Annotated in this window: 15 protein-coding genes and 1 pseudogene; 2 read left to right on the top strand and 14 right to left on the bottom strand. The window is 68.2% G+C overall.

The genetic code is table 11. The features are described from left to right. Positions 1-63: 63 nt before the first annotated feature. The gene (locus YWW_RS0125170; protein WP_211228691.1) at positions 64-1494 is read right to left on the bottom strand and encodes an NAD-dependent succinate-semialdehyde dehydrogenase; all 1431 of its coding nucleotides are present in this window, start codon (positions 1492-1494) and stop codon (positions 64-66) included. A 1276-nt stretch (positions 1495-2770) separates the two neighbouring features. On the opposite strand from YWW_RS0125170, the gene YWW_RS0125160 reads away from it, so the two are divergent. Continuing rightward, a complete protein-coding gene (locus YWW_RS0125160) occupies positions 2771-4297 on the top strand; it encodes an amino acid adenylation domain-containing protein (RefSeq protein ID WP_026932244.1) in 1527 nt (508 codons plus the stop codon). Between the two features lie 19 nt (positions 4298-4316). On the opposite strand, the gene YWW_RS0125155 is transcribed toward YWW_RS0125160, so the two are convergent. From YWW_RS0125155 to YWW_RS0125145, 3 genes are read right to left on the bottom strand one after another with little or no spacing between them, the layout of a single operon-like run. After that, positions 4317-4952, bottom strand: a complete 636-nt coding sequence (locus tag YWW_RS0125155) for a hypothetical protein (RefSeq protein WP_026932243.1) — start codon at positions 4950-4952, stop codon at positions 4317-4319. Positions 4953-4980: 28 nt separating this feature from the next. Next, entirely contained in the window at positions 4981-6171 is a 1191-nt protein-coding gene (locus YWW_RS0125150) for a hypothetical protein (protein ID WP_026932242.1), read from the bottom strand. Between the two features lie 27 nt (positions 6172-6198). Further along, positions 6199-6561, bottom strand: coding sequence for a hypothetical protein (locus YWW_RS0125145; protein ID WP_026932241.1), 363 nt, complete (start codon positions 6559-6561; stop codon positions 6199-6201). A 199-nt stretch (positions 6562-6760) separates the two neighbouring features. Here YWW_RS0125145 and YWW_RS36360 point away from each other — a divergent pair. Beyond that, positions 6761-6992: pseudogene (locus YWW_RS36360) on the top strand (hypothetical protein); the annotation flags it as partial. A 157-nt stretch (positions 6993-7149) separates the two neighbouring features. Here YWW_RS36360 and YWW_RS32990 read toward each other — a convergent pair. The 10 genes from YWW_RS32990 to YWW_RS0125095 all read right to left on the bottom strand — a co-directional run bounded on the left by YWW_RS32990 (position 7150) and on the right by YWW_RS0125095 (position 16459). Beyond that, entirely contained in the window at positions 7150-8214 is a 1065-nt protein-coding gene (locus YWW_RS32990) for a VanZ family protein (RefSeq protein WP_035696793.1), read from the bottom strand. A gap of 283 nt (positions 8215-8497) precedes the next feature. Further along, positions 8498-9670: a thiolase family protein gene (locus YWW_RS0125135; protein ID WP_026932240.1), complete on the bottom strand. Its 1173-nt coding sequence runs from the start codon at positions 9668-9670 to the stop codon at positions 8498-8500. A 57-nt stretch (positions 9671-9727) separates the two neighbouring features. Further along, complete coding sequence (locus YWW_RS0125130; RefSeq protein WP_026932239.1) at positions 9728-10489, bottom strand: enoyl-CoA hydratase-related protein; 762 nt, start codon at positions 10487-10489, stop codon at positions 9728-9730. After that, positions 10486-11361, bottom strand: a complete 876-nt coding sequence (locus tag YWW_RS32985; protein ID WP_035696795.1) for an acyl-CoA thioesterase — start codon at positions 11359-11361, stop codon at positions 10486-10488. Before YWW_RS32985 ends, YWW_RS0125130 begins: the two co-directional genes overlap by 4 nt. Continuing rightward, on the bottom strand, positions 11361-12098 hold the full coding sequence (fabG, locus tag YWW_RS0125120) for a 3-oxoacyl-ACP reductase FabG (protein ID WP_026932238.1): 738 nt from the start codon (positions 12096-12098) through the stop codon (positions 11361-11363). The genes YWW_RS32985 and fabG overlap by 1 nt, the downstream gene beginning before the upstream one ends. Before the next feature lie 17 nt (positions 12099-12115). Next, the gene (locus tag YWW_RS0125115; protein ID WP_026932237.1) at positions 12116-12574 is read right to left on the bottom strand and encodes a MaoC family dehydratase; all 459 of its coding nucleotides are present in this window, start codon (positions 12572-12574) and stop codon (positions 12116-12118) included. Position 12575: 1 nt separating this feature from the next. Continuing rightward, positions 12576-14033: a class I adenylate-forming enzyme family protein gene (locus tag YWW_RS32980; protein WP_051326293.1), complete on the bottom strand. Its 1458-nt coding sequence runs from the start codon at positions 14031-14033 to the stop codon at positions 12576-12578. Continuing rightward, positions 14030-14845: an enoyl-CoA hydratase-related protein gene (locus YWW_RS32975; protein ID WP_035696796.1), complete on the bottom strand. Its 816-nt coding sequence runs from the start codon at positions 14843-14845 to the stop codon at positions 14030-14032. The genes YWW_RS32980 and YWW_RS32975 overlap by 4 nt, the downstream gene beginning before the upstream one ends. 1 nt (position 14846) lies before the next feature. Next, entirely contained in the window at positions 14847-15629 is a 783-nt protein-coding gene (locus YWW_RS0125100) for an enoyl-CoA hydratase/isomerase family protein (RefSeq protein WP_026932236.1), read from the bottom strand. Then, positions 15626-16459: an acyl-CoA dehydrogenase family protein gene (locus YWW_RS0125095; protein ID WP_026932235.1), complete on the bottom strand. Its 834-nt coding sequence runs from the start codon at positions 16457-16459 to the stop codon at positions 15626-15628. Before YWW_RS0125095 ends, YWW_RS0125100 begins: the two co-directional genes overlap by 4 nt. Between the last annotated feature and the right edge of the window lie 2 nt (positions 16460-16461).

The following is a 16461-nucleotide window of genomic DNA, read 5'->3' as shown; positions in this document are numbered from 1 at the left end:
TCGGTGTCGGCGCTCGCGCTTTCGAGTCTACGTTGCGGGTCTTTCGGCATAGTACGGTCGGCTTCAGCGGCGTCGGTCGAGGTTGAGATAGCGGATCTCCTGGTACTCCTCGATGCCCTCGCTACTGCCCTCGCGTCCGATGCCGGAGGTCTTGACGCCGCCGAAGGGCGCCGCGACGTTCGAGATGACGCCGCGGTTGATGCCCACCATGCCTGTCTCGAGCCGCTCTGCGGTATCGAAGGCGCGCTCAAGGCTCTCGGTGAACACGTATGCCGCGAGGCCGTGCGGCGTGTCGTTGGCGATCGCGAGGGCCTGTTCGGGGTCTGAGAACCGCGACACGGCCGCGACCGGACCGAAGATCTCGGTCGAGCTGATCCGCGCGTCGGTGTCGACACGGTCGAGCAGCGACGGGGCGACGAAGTGGCCTTCGTCGGGCAGGTCGCGCTCGGCGGTGACCTCGACGGCGCCGCGGTCGAGCGCGTCCTCGACCAGCTCGCCGATCCGACGCACGGCGCGGGCGTCTATGACCGGTCCGAGCGTGGTGCCCTCCTCGAGGCCATGTCCGAGGACCATGCCGTCGAACCGTTCAGCGAGGCCGTCGACGAAGGCGTCGGCGATGCCGTCCTGGACGAGGATGCGGTTCGCCGCGACGCACGACTGGCCGCCGTTGCGCATCTTGGCGGCGAAGGCGCCGTCGACGGCCCGCTCGAGGTCGGCGTCGTCGAACACGATCAGCGGGGCGTTGCCGCCCAGCTCCATCGACGTCCGCATGATCCGCGGGGCGGCCTGGCCGAGCAAGACCGCGCCGACACCGGTCGAACCGGTGAAGGACACCTTCCGCACCCGCGGGTCAGCCATCATACTCGCGCTCATGGCCGCCGGGTCGGTCGTGGTCACGACGCGGACCGCGTCCTCGGGGACACCGGCGCGGATCATCAGCCGCACCACCAGGTAAGTGGTGAGTGGAGTGAGTTCGGCGGGCTTGACGACCGCGGTGCAGCCGGCGGCGAGTGCGGGCGCGATCTTGCGGGTCGCCATCGCCATCGGGAAGTTCCAGGGGGCGATGAGCAGCGCCAGCCCGACGGGCGCTCGGGTCGTGATGATGGCCGATCCGCCCTTGGGGTCGGCCCTGTAATCGCCCGCGGGCCGGACGGCCTCCTCTGCGTACCAGCGGATGTAGTCGACGGCGTAGTCGACCTCGGCCTGTGACTCGGCCACCGGCTTGCCCATCTCCAGGGTAATGGTCCGGGCCAGGTCGTCGCGGTTCTCCAGCAGCACTCTGACACATTCGTGCAGGATGTCGGAGCGCTCTCGCGACGAGCGCGCGGACCAGGCGGGCCCAGCCGCTGACGCCGCAGCGAGCGCCTCATTCCACCCTTCGAGAGACGAATCCGGCACCCGACCCACAGTTCGAGACGTGGCGGGGTCCTCGATGACGATCGAACCTGGACCATCCGGAGAAAGATCGTGAATGATGGTAGGAAGGTCGTTCATCGCGCTCCCAGCTTGCATCAGTGTCGTGCCAAATAGTAGAACGTATTCCATTATACGGGTCATCGAAGCACCGTCAACTCACCCCTCGGAGCGGCGGCACCGGATCGGTGCGAGCACCCCAATACCGGACGGCCCCCGCTCCAGCCCCACCGCCCCTCCACCGAGAGGTGGAAACGCGACCGCCCACCAGGGACTTGAGTTCGTCGTAGCTCGACTCGACCGCCGGAATGGTCGTATCGCCGATATGGCGAATGTCATCAGGAGTGAACTTGCGCAGCAAAGCCTGACTTCGTATTGCTCATTGCAGAGCGCTTGTCTTCGAATCTGGCCCTGCGGCCTCGCGGAACGGGAACGCGACCGGCCGGAGTGGGACTTGGGGTGTCGGGGTTGTGACTGAAACACAAGCTATTACCGCGGCGCGAGCTCCGCTTGACTCACGAATCCGGCTATCCCCTGCCGCGAAATCGGCTGTGATCCTGTCCAGTACGGGGTTGTCGGGGCCGTCCATGAGTCGAAGGCCACGGTCGCCAGGCTGGTACGAGGTGGATTCGCGACTACCCTCAGGTGTTTCCGCAGGTAGATCAGGGTAACCGCCGTGGCCTTCCAAACCAATGACGCGAGTTCGATTCTCGTCGCCCGCTCCACCATCTACCTGCGAAAACACCTCATTTCACAATGGATTTGACGGCCACTGGCGGCGTCAGCACCCCAGAATTGTTTCCGCAGGTCACAGCCCTAGGCACCCTCAGATCTTCAAGTTTTGTGGATGGTTTGTGGTGGAAATTCGAACACTGTCTATGTGGACTGTTCATCAATCCATGCCCGTCACCTGCGCAAACACGCTCGATCACACACCGCATTCGACGCATGACCGTTGGTTTCTGCGGCCAATGTTTTCGGCCCGGAACCGGTCGGAAGGTAATTGTCGTCCGGCGGCATCTGACGATAGCTCTCCACCCGGCTACTGCAGGTCAACGGCTCTCGGGGTGTCATGGGTTCAGTCCACCACCGAGCCCTGTGAGTCCTTCGTCGGCTCGGGCGGCACTGCTGATCCATTCGGATCGGATGCCGGGTGCTTCACCAGGGCCGGACCGATCTTCTGACCACCAGGTGAGCACCAAGGACGGTGTGCGGCGGCGGAACGGTCCGTCGCGCAGCGGACCCTCGGACGGGCGCTAGAGTCGCCGGTACACCGAGTCCTTGATCGTCAGCACCACGAAAGGCACGTCTTGGCCGCCTCCACCGGAGCGGAATCGGCTCAGCATACCGACGGGCCGTGGCCGTGAAGAACCTCGTTGCCGACCTCGTCGCAGAACGGTGCCGGCGTGCGCCAGAGCGTCCCGCGGTCCGGTTCGGCGGAGCCACGACCACCTACCACGAGATCGACGCTTGGTCGGAGGCGGTCGCTTCGTCATTGAAGGGGTCGGGAGTCGCGCCGGGGGATCTCGTGGCGGTAGCGGTCGACCGCGGACCAACCCTGGTCGCGGCGCTGCTCGGGGTCCTCAAGGCCAGGGCCGCATACGTACCGCTGGACATGGGTCACCCACGGAGACGTACCGACAGCATCCTCACCCATGCCGGTCCGCGCGCGGTGCTCGCGAGCGCCGAATACGAGAAGCGTCTGCACCGCTGGAGGATCGTGCGCATGCCGTGCCGCCCAGTCGAACTCTCGGCCGCTCACATGGACGACCGATCAGTGTCGCGGTCGGGCCGATTCGACGGAAGGGCGTATGTCACGTACACCTCCGGGTCGACCGGCGAGCCGAAAGGGGTGGTCTGCACCCATGAGGGCGTCATGGCGTATCTCTCGGCCATGATCGAGGAGTTCGCACTCGGCGAGGACGACCAGGTCCTGTCGATGATGTCGGTGGCCTTCGACCCCTCGGTACGCGACATCTTCGGAACCCTCATCGCCGGCGCCACGATCGTGATGGCCTCCTCCCGGGAGATATTCGATCCGGCGGCCTTGGCGGACCTGATCGAACATGAACGAGTCACCTCCTGCCTCAGCATCGTTCCGAGGGCGCTCGAAACGCTCATCGAGGAACTCGAGTCCCGCCCGCGCTGCATGGACATGCGACAGGTCGTCTCGTGCGGAGACGTCCTCTCCGGGCCCATCGCCCGCCGCGCCCGGGAAGCCTTCGACTGCGAGGTCATCAATCAGTACGGTCCGACCGAGTGCACCATGGCGGCCACCTTTCACCGGGTGGTGGCCTCGGACCTGGCGGCATCCTGCGTGCCGATCGGCACGGAGATCGGGGGCGCGATCGTGCGAGTGTTGGACCGGCGCCGGGACCAGGTGCCAGTCGGAGCGGTCGGCGAACTCGCGATCGGCGGCGCAGGACTGGCGCAGGGGTATCTGGGACGGCCGGATCTGACCGCAGAGCGGTTCGTTCCGGACCCGTGGAACGAGGGCGGGCGTCTGTACCTGACCGGTGACCTGGGGCGGCGACGCGGCGATGGCCTGCTGGAGTTCGTCGGGCGGATCGACGACCAGGCTCCGGGGTCGCGAGCCGATCCTCGTGCGGTGGCGGCGGCCCTGCGAGCGGATGCGGCGGCGAAGGACGTGGAGGTGGCCCCACTTCCCGATGGGGCCGGCGGTTTCCGCTTGGTGGCGTTCGTGGTGCCGTTCGGCACGGTCGACGATCCGGTGGCGCGAACGAAGGTTCAAGAAGTGCTGCGAAGGTTCACGATCAATTCGCAGATCCTGATGATCGAGCGGATGCCGTTGACGCCGAACGGGAAAGTGGACCGCAGGGCCCTGCTGGACCTGCACCGATCCTCACTGCAGGGACCTCGGTGACAACCCGCAGCCCGAGGGCTCAGAGCCCGATCAGGTCGTTCACGTTCTGCTCGACCACGGGAAGATAAGTGCCTTGTATCCAGGAAACAAGGGCTGAGGGGAACACCACACATCCCTCTTCTTCGCATTGGGGCGCATCCAATGTCGCGTAGTCGAAGTCCACGTACACCACGATGTTCGCCTTCCGAACGGCCACCTCGGTCTCCGCCCCCGGACTCGTATCCAGAGTACTCCAGATGAAACCGCCATCCCACGGCTCTGGGACGCTCTCGACCTGGCCGTCAGTGACTTCTCGAAACTCGTGTGACACCATGTGAAGCTTCTCGGGTTCGTCGATGACGCGTTGCGCTTCAACGATGGAGTCGAAGACCCTAAGATCGAAATGCAGGGTCGCCTCATTCTCGTTCTCTCCGTCACTGGAGACGGCCCAGATCATCTCGATCTTGCAATAGGGGTACTCACCGTTGACTTCCTCGTTCTGGACCTCGATGTCGTTGTCCGCGAAGAAATCGATCAGCTCCTGGTATCCGGCCGCCTCGCAGGCCTCGTGGTCAACTACCTCCAGGTCAAAGGCCCCATCGGCCTTCGTCGGCACGATGTCGTCGGGATCCTCGTCCGCACATCCAGTCGCCGTTGCGGTGAGAACGAGCGTCACGGCCGACGCCCAATGCTTTAGTCGGTGATCAGGCATCGAGATACCCCGGTATGAGATCACCCACGATCCCATTGGACCATTTGTTGTTCCATTCCTCTGCGACGTCTGTCAACGCATTGTCCAAGTAGGTTCTACGGGCCTCCTTGAGTATGTCCACGCAGTCGGCTAGGTTCCCCTCCAATGCCGTGACTATCTCATAGCAGGACTCCCCGTCGGGAACATCCTTCCCGGTGAGTTTGTCGGCGAGCTTGCTGATCGTGCTCGAGACCGGAGATTGCACCTCCCCGTTGCTGGCCACCTCCACGATGAAATCCGCGGTGGCCACACCATCGCTGAGGAACGGGATTCGATTGACAACGACCGCACCGACGTATTTCGATACCGCCTGTTCCGAGGGAGTAGACGAATTCAGCTTCTCGCGAATCATCTCCCACGCCTGCGCCACATAGTTGTGGGCGGCGAACAGGGAAGCTGCTTGTGCGGTCGCTTCGGCCGATGCGGCGTACATGAGGATTCCGATGCCGGTCTTGTGCGAGTCGAGCGCACCACGGATCCTGCCGCCGAACTCCTCGACCGCCGCCTCGGCATCGCTGCCGTCCCACTCGTTCCAGAGCTCCAGGATCTCCCGGCACTCGCGTTCGTAATGGTTGTCGTGGATCAGTTCGACCTTGGTGCCGATATCGGTCAGCAGCGGCAGCGCCTCCCGGATGGCCGTGATGTCGCACTGGTTGAGCAGGTCGTCGTAGGCGGAGTTGACAAGCCGCATGGCCGAATCGGTGATGCTCTGCGCGGTGGAGTCGATCTCCGCGTCGTCGGCCTCCGTGGTGCCAGCCCACGAGGCTTGCCTCTGCTCCCCGTTGGGGTAGTCGGCGGCCACCGAGTCCGGTATGGCGGCGGGCATGTGGAAGCCCAGTGTTTCCGACATCCGGTAGAAGCCGTCGAGGGATCTGAAGTCCTTCTGCCCCGACGCCTTGGCGTATCCGCCTCCGGTCGAAATGAGCTCCAACGAGCCCACATGCTGGAGCGAGATCCCGCCGTGGCGATCGTAGGCCTCCTGGCGACGGTATCCTTCCAGGAAGAACGGCCGCAGCGTCTCCACGGCCTCTCGAACGTCGGATTCAGTCGGCGCCGATTCGAGATCGCCGTCCTCCACCGACGTCACAGGGGCGTCGAAGTCATCACCGGTCAGCCAGTCGGTGAAATCGTCCCACCAGCCCATGGCAGTCCCCCCCTCGGTTTCGGGTTCTCACTCTTCAGTCGTCTCGGAGTGTCCGGTATAGATCTCCTCCAGGTCGCTCAGGGCCTCCTGGAGGTCCAGTTCGGTCTGGGCCTCGTCCTCGTCGTAGCGGTCGGCGATGTCGACGAAGGTGCGTCCCATGGCATCGAGCGTCTCTGGTGTCTCCTCCGCCACGGTGAGGAATCGGCCCCACAGGGTGTTGAACTGCTCTGCAGCCTCCGCGGGGTGGATGGATGCGCTCCCGAATATGCCTTCGACGGCGGACTTGGCGTCGGCCGCCAGGGACTTGAGTTCGTCGTAGCTCGATTCGACCGCTGGAATGGTCGTATCGCCGATGTGGCGGATGTCTTCAGGGGTGAATGTTCGTGACACAGTCTGACCTCGTATTTCTCATCGCAGAGCGCTTGCGTTCGAACCTGGTTCTGCGGCCTCGCAGCGGCGGAGCGCGCTCGGCCGGAGTGCCACTCGGGGTATCGGGGTGGCGGCTGGAACACAAGTTACCACGGCGGTGCAAACTCCGCTTCATGTTCGAATCCGGTAAATCTCTGCGGCGATCTCGACTGAGACCGTCGTCCGCGACGACGACTTCAAAGGGCTGCGACACCTCGGACCGGCTCGGCGACGACTTCTTGATGGAAGCTGTGCTGTACACCGGCGACAAGACGCTGCCGTTCGGCGCCAAGCTGAAGGCGATCCCATCGAGCGATCTGGGAATCCGCAGCCGCCTGAGCCGCCGGAGACCGGCCGTTGCCAGGCTGGTTCGAGGTGGATTCGCGACTACCCTAAGGCGTTTCCGCAGGTGAACTGGCACCTTTCTTCATCGGGTTCTATCAAGGACGTTGAGCCGCAGAATAACTGAGGCTGACCAATCGGTTGAACACCAATGGTTTACCGGTGGCTCCCTCAGCAGGCCGAGTAGTGCCGCCTGGATTCCACGGTGGGTAAGGTTCTGGCTGCCTGTCACCTGGGGGCCGGGGCGCCGTGCCCCTCGCGGGCATCGACGGGGCGCATCCGTGAGACAACGCCGGGCAGGCCGCCGCGGCCGTGCGCCGAGAGGAGCACGATGACGCTCGCGAGCACGAACAGCAGGTCCAAGGGGGAGGCCAGCACGAGGAGTTGCCAGCCGCCGATGCCGCCCAGGTAGCGCAGCAGCCGTCCCAGAGCGCGCGGACGCACGCCGCCCTCCCAGCGGATCAGCACCGCCAGGTCGCCCACGGTGCGCCCGGTCGCGAGAACGACGGCGCCGATCACTACCAGCGGTACTGCTGTCGCCGCGATGTTCGCCGGCCCCTGGTCGAGGGTCGCCGGGTCGGCGTTCAGGGCGTACAGGCGCCACACGTTGACCAGGACGCCGGCGAAGCCGCCGAGCAGCCACACCGAGAGGACGTCGCACAGCATGACGAGCAGGCGGCGGGGGACGGTGACCGGTCGGGGCTTGGTGGCCTCCGCAGGCGCGCTCCGGTCCGAGAGCCAGGGCCGCAGCGCCACCGAGAGCAGTCCTCCGAGCAGCGCCCCGGCCGTGTTCGCCATCAAATCGTCCACATCGAACAGTCGATACGAGCAAGGGTAGAGGCCCCACACCCCGGTCAGCTGCGTCGTTTCGATCGCCAGGGAGGTCGCAAACCCGGCCGCGGTCGCGACGGCGAACCCGCGCCGCCAGATGAGCCTGACGAAGAACCCGAGCGGCACGAACAACATCACGTTGAGGGCGACCTGCATGATCGCCGGATTGCGCGCGAGCTCTCCGGCCGAGCCGGCCGGGTAGTCGAAGATGTCGTGCACGAACTGGAAGGGACGCAACTGGGCCGGTGCGCACACGATCTCGTCCGGGGAGGGCAGCGGCAGCAGCGTGTAGGTCCACAGTGCCAGGCAGTAGAGCAGAAAGCCGCTCCACAGGAGAGTCCGCCGCAGCGTCAGCCGTCCCCGCCTGCGGTACTGCACGACCACGAACGGCACGAACAACACGATGCCCAACAGGACGCCGAGCACCATCGCGGCGAACGCCGGGAACACCTGACCGCTCATGCCGATCCTCCCAATCTGGAATTCGGGTGATGCCGGGTTTAACGGAAATGACTGCCTGATCGTAGTCGAAGCCGATAAAGCCTCGAATCCGCTGTTGTCGCTCATCGAACGGGTCCGGACGGCAGCGGACGCTCCCGTGCCGAGCGGATTTCCTCGCGGCTGAGGGCTCCCGATTCTGGAGCGCGTCGGTGACCTCGGCCGGGCCCGTCGGGCCCTGGATCGGCAGCCGCATCCGCGAGACGAACTCGTTGCCCGTTTCGACGCCGTTCTCCTTCTCGTTCGCCTACCGCTCGAGGACGACCGCGAGTCCCTGGCCGACACCGATGCAGATGGCCGCGAGCGCGACGCCGCCACCCCGACGGACCAGTTCGTGAGCGGCGTGCCCGATCAGCCGGCCACCCGAGGCTCCGAGGGGGTGCCCGATCGCGATCGCTCCGCCGTGCACGTTCACGATGGCGGGATCGAGTTCGGGCCAGGATCGCGAGCACGCCAGGCTCTGCGCCGCGAAAGCCTCGTTCAGTTCGACGAGATCGACATCGGCCCAGCTGCGACCCGCTCGAGCAAGGGCGCGATTCGCCGCTTGCACGGGCCCGATCCCGAAGACGTCGGGGTCGACGCCGTGCACGGCACGACCGGTCACCCGCGCGAGCGGCTCCGCGTCGATGGGAGCGCCCTGGGAACCGATGAGCACCATCGAGGCGCCGTCGTTCAGCGGCGATGCGTTCCCCGCCGTGATGGTGCCCCCCGTCCGGAACGCCGGCTCCAGACCCGAGAGCGTCTCGACCGAAGCGTCGGCACGGATGCCCTCGTCACGGTCGAGCGCGACACCGGGCACCGGCACGATCTCGGCGTCGTACAGGCCGGCGTCCCAGGCGGCGGCCGCATTGCGGTGACTGCGGACGGCGAACTCGTCCTGCTCGGCACGGGTGATGCCACGCCGTTCGGCGAGGGCCTCATTCGACTCCCCGAGCGAGACCGTCCACTCCGTCGGCATCCGCGGATTGACCAGACGCCACCCCAGCGTCGTCGAGTGCATGGTCTCGTCGGTGGCGGGGAAGGCCCGCGACGGCTTCGGCACCACCCACGGCGCCCGCGACATCGACTCGACTCCGCCCGCGACGACGAGGTCGGCGTCGCCGCTCTCCACTGCCCGGGAGGCGTCCATCACCGCCTGCATGCTCGAGCCGCACAAGCGGTTCACGGTGACGCCGGGAACGGACGTCGGCAGCCCGGCGAGCAGCACCGCCATCCGTGCGACGTCGCGGTTGTCCTCCCCCGCCTGGTTGGCGCAGCCGAGCACCACATCGTCGATCGCCGCCGGGTCGGTCTCCGGATGCCGCGCCAGCAGCGCCGCCAGGGTCGAGGCGGCGAGGTCGTCGGGGCGCACTCCGGCGAGCGCCTTGCCGAAACGGCCGAAGGGGGTGCGGACGGCGTCGTAGATCAGGGCCTGGGTCACGGGTTTCTCTCCTTCTGGTGGTGGCGGATCTCTGGGCGGCGATGGACGGCTCGGCGCTCAGCGCCCTGTGAAGCGCGGCCTCCGGTTCGCAGCGAACGCCGCGATCCCCTCGGCCGCGTCTTCGGAGGCGAACACCCGCTCGGCCTCGGTATCGGCGATGGGATCACCGGGGCTCGGGGGGCTCGCCGCCAGCACGCGTTTGGTCGCCTGGACGGCGAGCGGCGCGTTCTCGGCGATCGTCTGCGCGATCCGCAGGGCCTCGCCGACCACGTCGGCGGCGGGCACGACCGCGTTCACCAGCCCCCAGGTGCGCGCCTCGGCCGCCGTCACGAGCCTCCCGGTCAGCAGCAGTTCCCGCGCGATCCTCTCCGGCAGTTGCCGTGCGAGCCGGGCGACACCGCCGCCTGCCGCGAAGACGCCGTGCCGCACCTCCGGCAGCCCGAGTTTCGCTTCCTCGGCCACGATGATGAGGTCGCATGCCAGCGCGATCTCCAGGCCACCGCCGACGGCCGCGCCGTTGACCGCGGCGATCAGCGGCTTGCCCGCGGTCCGGGCGGTGATTCCGGCGAACCCTCGGTCCGGATGCCGGGTCGCCGCGATCGGAGCTCCGGCGGCGACGGCCTTCATGTCGAGGCCCGCGCAGAATGCCTCCCCGGCCCCGGTGATCACACCCGCGCGGAGGGCGGTCTCGCCGTCCAGTCGCTCGATCGCTTCGCCCAGTTCGCATGTCAGGGCGGCGTCCACAGCGTTCAGCACCTCGGGCCGGTCCAGTGTGATCACGAGCACCGGCCCGTGCTCCTCCACCCGTACCGCGTTCACGAGGCGCCTTCCACCGGCGCGGACGGCGCGATCCGCAGCAGCCCTTCCTGCACCACCGAGGCGAGCAGTCGGCCGTCTCGGGTGTAGAGCCGACCGGTGACCAGGCCGCGCTGGCCGCCCGACCACGGGCTCTCCTGCAGGTAGAGCACCCACTCGTCGAGGGCTCCAGGGGCGTGCCACCACATCGAGTGGTCGAGGCTCGCGACGGTGAGTCCTTCGGTGGCGAAGGTCAGTCCGTGGCCTTTGACGACGGATTCGAGAACGGTGAAGTCGGTGGCCATCGCCAGCACGGCCCGCCCGTCCCGATCGGAGACGCCGCTTCGCGGGGCGGCGGCCCGCAGCCAGACCGCCTGCCCGGGCCGCGGGCCGAGCTCCGATTTCGGGTCGAGTTCTGGTGGGACACGCCGGATCTCAACGGCGGTCCGGTGCACCGCTCCCGCCGGTCCCCGCTCGCACGTCGGCAGGGATTCCGGTTCGGGGTACGCCGTCGTGCGCGGCTCCTCATGCGTGGGCCCCTTGGCCGGATCCTGGAAGGAGAGCTCCGCCGTCAGCAGCAGCCGTCCGTCCTGGCGCGCCCGCACCGACCGCACCGAGAACGACCGTCCGTCGCGTATCGCCGCCACCTCGTAGTCGATCGGGTTCCGGGGGTCGCCGACGCTGAGGAAGTAGGCGTGCAGGGAGTGCGCGGCGCGCCCGGGCCGCGTCTGTTCGACCGCCGTTGTGGCCGCGGCGACCGCCTGGCCGATGAGCTGGCCGCCGAACACCCGCCCGTAGGGGCCGGAAACCGGTGTGCCGCGGAAGGTCTCGGCACCGTCGGCGGATCCGTCTATCCTCTCCACGGCGATCATGTCGTACAGGTCGGCCCGTTCCATCAGAGGTTGCGCCCCCCTGCGATCTCGATGGTGACGCCGGTGAGGTAGCTCGACATGTCGCTCGCCAGGAAGACCGCGGCCTGCGCGACCTCCTCGGGGCGCCCGAATCGGCCGAGCGGGACGTCTGCGAGTCGCGACGCCCTCACCTCGTCGCTGAGCTTCCGCGTCATCGCGGTCTCGATGATGCCCGGTTGGAGGGCGTTGACCCGCACTCCAGCGAAGCCGACCTCCTTCGCGGCCGCCTTGGTGAGGCCCACGATCCCGGCCTTCGCGGCACTGTAGTTCGTCTGCCCGGGGTTGCCGACCTTGCCGGAGATCGACGACATGTTGACGATCGAGCCGCCCCGGCCCTGCTCGCGCATGACCGACGCCGCCGCCCGCGTGCCGAGCCAGGTGCCGCGCAGGTGCACGTCGATCACCGCGCCGAAGTCGTCGAGGGTCATCTTGCGCATCGTCTTGTCGCGCGTGATCCCGGCGTTGTTGACCATCACGTCGACGCCTCCGAAGGCCGCCACCGCGGCCGCCAGCAGCCTGTCGACGTCGGCCTCCGAGGTCACGTCGCAGGCGAGGCCGACAGCGCGGTCCTCCCCGGCAAGCCGGGCCGCGGCGGCGGCCGCGCCGTCGAGGTCGCCGATCACGACGTTCGCGCCCTCGGCGAGGCACGCCTGCGCGATCGCGAAGCCCAGCCCTTGCGCGGCGCCGGTGATCACGGCCGTGCGTCGTTCGAGTAGTGCCATGGTTCCGTCCTTCGTCTTCAGGGTCGCGGGACCAGCAGGGCGACGGTGTCGGCGACGCACGCGGGCACCGTCGAGTCCTCTATCTCCACCGTGTTCCGCACCACGATCCGGGTGCCGCGCGCGGTACCCTCCACTTCGGTCAGCACCGCTCGGGCGCGGATGCGCGAGCCGACCCGCACCGGCGAGGGGAAACGCACCCGGTCGAGCCCGTAGTTGACCTTCATGCCGAAGCCGGTGAGCTCGAAGGCGTCGCTCACCAGGTGCGGCAGGAGCGAGAGCGTGAAGTACCCGTGGGCGACGGTCCCTCCGTAGGGGCCCTGGGCCGCCCGGGCCGCATCGACGTGGATCCACTGGTGGTCGCCCGTGACGTCGGCGAAGGCCGTGACGGCCGCCTGCGTCACCGGGTACCAGGAGCCCACGCCGAGCTCCTCGCCGAGCGCCCGTTCGACCTCGGCGGCGCCGTCCAGTCGCCGCATCTCAATCCGCCTTCCCGCCGGCGGCCATCGCGCTGAGGTCGATCTTGCGGATCTTCCCCGTCGGGGTCTTCGGCATCGTCTCGACCACGTGCACCGCGGTCGGGATCTTGAAGGCCGCCGACCGGGGGCGCAGCCACTCGATCAGCGATTCGGGCGTGACCGCGGCGCCGTCCCGCAGCACCACGAACGCCACAGGCACCTCGCCCAGATCGGGGTCGGGCGCGCCGACGACGGCCGCCTCGAGCACCGATTCGTGCGAGGAGACGAGCCGTTCGATCTCACTGGGGTAGATGTTCTGTCCGCCCCGGATGATGAGTTCGCGCTTGCGGCCGACGATGCTCAGCCGGCCGTCGTCGAACACGCCCACGTCGCCGGTCCGCAGCCAGCCGTCGGTGACCGGCCGCTCCTCCGTCGTGCCGACGTAGGCCGAGAAGACCGACTCGCCGCCGATCATGATCTCGCCGCGGCCGTCCGGCTCGCCCGAGGGCGCGAGCTTCACCGACACGCCCGGCACGATGAGGCCGACCGAGGTGAAGTCGCCGCTGTTCTCCTCCCGCGTGCCGACCCTGTTCTGGGAGGCGATCGCCGTCCCCTCGGTCAGCCCGTACCCGAAGAACAGGAACGCGTTCGGGAAGACCTTCCAGGCGTCGTCGGCGATCTGGGCCGGGCTGGCCGCCGCGCCGATCCCGAGGGTGATGGGCCGCTCGTACACCACGCCCTCCTTGTACAGGCGGGTGAGCATGGTCGGCACGAGCGGCAGGAAGGTCGGCGAGGAGTCCTCGAGCGCGCGGCGCACGTTGGCGCAGGAGAAGCGGCGCAGCAGGCGCATCGTGGCGCCGGTCATCGCCATCATGTTGACGCCCTGGTTGAGGGCGTAGGTGTTGAAGATGGGCAGGGTGAGCAGGATGACGTCCTGCCTGCCCACGCCGATCCAGCGGTAGCTCGCGTCGTAGTTGGCGGCCAGGTTGCGGACGCTCAGCTGGACGCCCTTGGGCCGACCGGTCGATCCCGAGGTCTGGAGGATGAGCGCCGGGTCGTCGGCGTCGAGCTCCGCCATCGCCGGGGCCGAGGCGTGGTCGCCCGTGGTGTGGAACTCGCCCGAGACCGTGAAGCCGGTGACCGGCGTCGACGCCAGGTCGATCGGGGTGTCGCTCACCAGGACGGTGACGCCGAGGTAGTCGAGCACGTCGAGCAGCTCGCTCTCGCGCATCGCGCGGTTGAGCGGGACCACCACGCCGCCGAGGTAGAACACCGCGTACTGCTGGACGACGAAGTTCGGCGTGCTGTCGATGAAGAGCCCGACCCTCGTGCCCGGCCCGACCCGGTCGGCGAGGTTCGCGGCGGCGCTCAGGACGGCGTCGCGCAGCCGAGCGAAGGAGTACGAGCCGTCGTCGGTGACGATGGCCGGCTTGTCGGCCTGCGAGAACGCCCAGTCGAAGAGCGGGAGGGCGCGGTTCATTCCGCGCCTCCGGCGTTGAACCAGGCGATGGCCCCCTTGAGACCCAGCTCGGCGACCTTGTCGGTCATGGCGTGCGTGGCCTGGGAGGTGTGCGCGATCGCGTCCCATTCGGCGCCCATCAGCACCGACTCGCGGAAGCCCTGCTGATCGAGGAAGCGGTTGAGCGCGAGTTTCTTGACCCGCAGCAGCTCGAGGGGCATCTTCGCCACGCTCGCCGCGAGCGCGTCGGCGCGTTCGAGCACCGTTCCGCTGGGGACGGCGTGGTTCGCCCAGCCCAGGGCGGCCGCCTCGGCGCCGCTCAGGCGGCTGCCGGCGATGAACGAGAGCTCCTTGGCCTTCTTCGGTCCGATCAGCCACGCGGAGGTGGGGCTCAGCAGACCCCCGCCGAGCGGGATGGAGGGCCAGCCGAGCACGGCCGTCTCGCCCACCACGGTGATGTCGGTGCAGACGGCGAGCATCGTCGCCCCGCCCATGCAGTAGCCCTCGACGGCCGCGATGACGGGCTTCGGGGTGTCCCACACGGCGAGCCAGCGTTCGATGTTGCGCCGCAGCGAGGCCCAGTCCGCGTAGGGGGTCAGGCCGGCCGCCGCGTCCGAATAGCCGTTGCCGGGGTCGACGTCGAAGCCGACGCTGAAGTTGCCGCCCGAGCCGGAGATCACGATCACCGAGACGTCGTCGTCCGCGCCGAGCTCGGCGATCGCGGCCGAGAACTCGTCGAGCATCGGATTGTTGAGGGCGTTCAGCTTCTTCGGCCGGTCGAGCACGACGTGCGCGACGCGTCCGTCGATGGTGGTGCGTACGAGATCGGTCACGTCATTCTCCTTTGAATTCGATCGCGTCGAGGTCGCCTTTGGACAGGAAGGTCGAGACCGCCGCCTTGTGGTCGGCCGTCGCCGCGAGGACGCCCTGGGCGAGGGCCTCGCGGTCGAGGGCGTCGGCGAGCGAGCCGTCGACGGCCCGGTTCGCGAGCAGCTTGGTGAGCCCGAGCGCGATCGGCGCCCGGCGTGCGAGCCCGGCGCAGAACTCGACGGCCTCGGCGTCGAAGTCGCCCTCGACGACCCGCGCTACGAAGCCGAGCTCGCGGCCCTCTTCGGCGGTGAACCGACGGCCGGTGAGCAGGGCGTGCTTCGCCCGGTGCAGGCCGATCGCCCGACTCAGCAGGTAGGTGCCCCCCATGTCGGGCATCAGGCCCATGCGCACGAAGGACTGCTGGAACCACGCTTTGGGCGCTGCCAGCACGATGTCCGAGGCCAGCGCCAGGTTGAAACCGGCGCCCGAGGCGATGCCGTTCACCGCGGCGACGACGGGCTTCTGCAGTTCCGCGATGCCCTCGGTGATCTGCCGTCCGAAGGTGAGCACGTCGTTCGTCTCCGAAGGGCTCCGCGTGCCCATCCCCCGCACGTCGCCTCCGGAGCAGAACGCGCGCCCGGTTCCGGTGAGCAGCACGGCGCGTGCCTCGCGGTCGAGGGCGGCGGCCCGCAGCGCGTCGACGAGCGCCGTCTTCACGCCCTCGTCGAGCGCGTTGAGGGTGTCGGCGCCGTTCAACCGCATCCGGAGCACGCCGGGGGCCGGGCGGTCCACTTCGAGCGCTGTCATCGTTCGCCTCCGAAGATCGCGTCGAGCTCGATCACCTGGGCGAGGTAGTGCTGGAGACCGAGCTCCCAGGTGTAGCCGACGCCGCCGTGCACCTGGATGCCGAGCTCGATCGCGGTGCGCGCGAGCGAGAAGCCCTGCCGCGCCCAGCGCGCCGACCGCTCGGGCTCGTGCGCGGCCGCGATGGCGGCCGTCCACGCCTGCTCGCGGGCGATGTGCGCGTTCGCGAGATGGTGGCGAACCGCCTGGAAGCCCTTGATGGCCTGGCCGAACTGTTCGCGGGTCTGCGCCCAGTCGACCGACCGCTCGATGACGGCGTCGGCGCATCCCACCGCGACGGCCATGAAGCCGGCGCGTGCCTCGGCCAGCTCGGTGCCGTCGATCGGCGCGGTGCTCTCCGGGAGCAGGGCGACGGGAGCGAGGAGGGAGAACGACTCCACTGCGGACGGGTCGGCCGGCACGATCGCCCCCGTTCCGTCGACGACGGCGACGCCTTCGCAGTAGTAGGGGGCGACGATCTGGTCGCCTCGGCGCAGCGCCGTGACGAGGCCCCCGGCCAGGCGCTGCTCCTCGAGGTCGAACCAGCGGCCGGCGAGGAGGGTGGTGACCAGGGGCGTGGAGTAGGCGTACCGGCCCGAGGCGCGGGCGACCTCGAGGAGGTCGCGGAGCTCCATGCCGTTCTCGGGATCGGCCGAGACGGCGCCCCAGCCGCCCTCGGCCAGCACCGACCAGATCCGGGCGTTCGGCTCCGGCGGCGCGTCCGCGCCGCTCCGCATGATCTCGACGACGTGCTCGGCGACGACCGCGCCGATCTCTTCGACGACAGTGGACATGG

The organism is Glycomyces tenuis DSM 44171 (assembly GCF_000427885.1).
Taxonomy (GTDB): domain Bacteria; phylum Actinomycetota; class Actinomycetes; order Mycobacteriales; family Micromonosporaceae; genus Glycomyces; species Glycomyces tenuis.
Note: the sequence above shows the minus strand (reverse complement) of the source record. Positions and strands in the feature narration are given on the sequence as shown.

Coding starts and splice junctions, on each gene's coding strand:
- fabG (WP_026932238.1), bottom strand. CDS start 12,098: ATGGCACTACTCGAACGACGCACGGCCGTGATCACCGGCGCCGCGCAA.
- YWW_RS0125170 (WP_211228691.1), bottom strand. CDS start 1,494: ATGAACGACCTTCCTACCATCATTCACGATCTTTCTCCGGATGGTCCA.
- YWW_RS0125150 (WP_026932242.1), bottom strand. CDS start 6,171: ATGGGCTGGTGGGACGATTTCACCGACTGGCTGACCGGTGATGACTTC.
- YWW_RS32985 (WP_035696795.1), bottom strand. CDS start 11,361: ATGGAACGGGCCGACCTGTACGACATGATCGCCGTGGAGAGGATAGAC.
- YWW_RS32990 (WP_035696793.1), bottom strand. CDS start 8,214: ATGAGCGGTCAGGTGTTCCCGGCGTTCGCCGCGATGGTGCTCGGCGTC.
- YWW_RS0125095 (WP_026932235.1), bottom strand. CDS start 16,459: ATGTCCACTGTCGTCGAAGAGATCGGCGCGGTCGTCGCCGAGCACGTC.
- YWW_RS0125100 (WP_026932236.1), bottom strand. CDS start 15,629: ATGACAGCGCTCGAAGTGGACCGCCCGGCCCCCGGCGTGCTCCGGATG.
- YWW_RS32980 (WP_051326293.1), bottom strand. CDS start 14,033: ATGAACCGCGCCCTCCCGCTCTTCGACTGGGCGTTCTCGCAGGCCGAC.
- YWW_RS0125115 (WP_026932237.1), bottom strand. CDS start 12,574: ATGCGGCGACTGGACGGCGCCGCCGAGGTCGAACGGGCGCTCGGCGAG.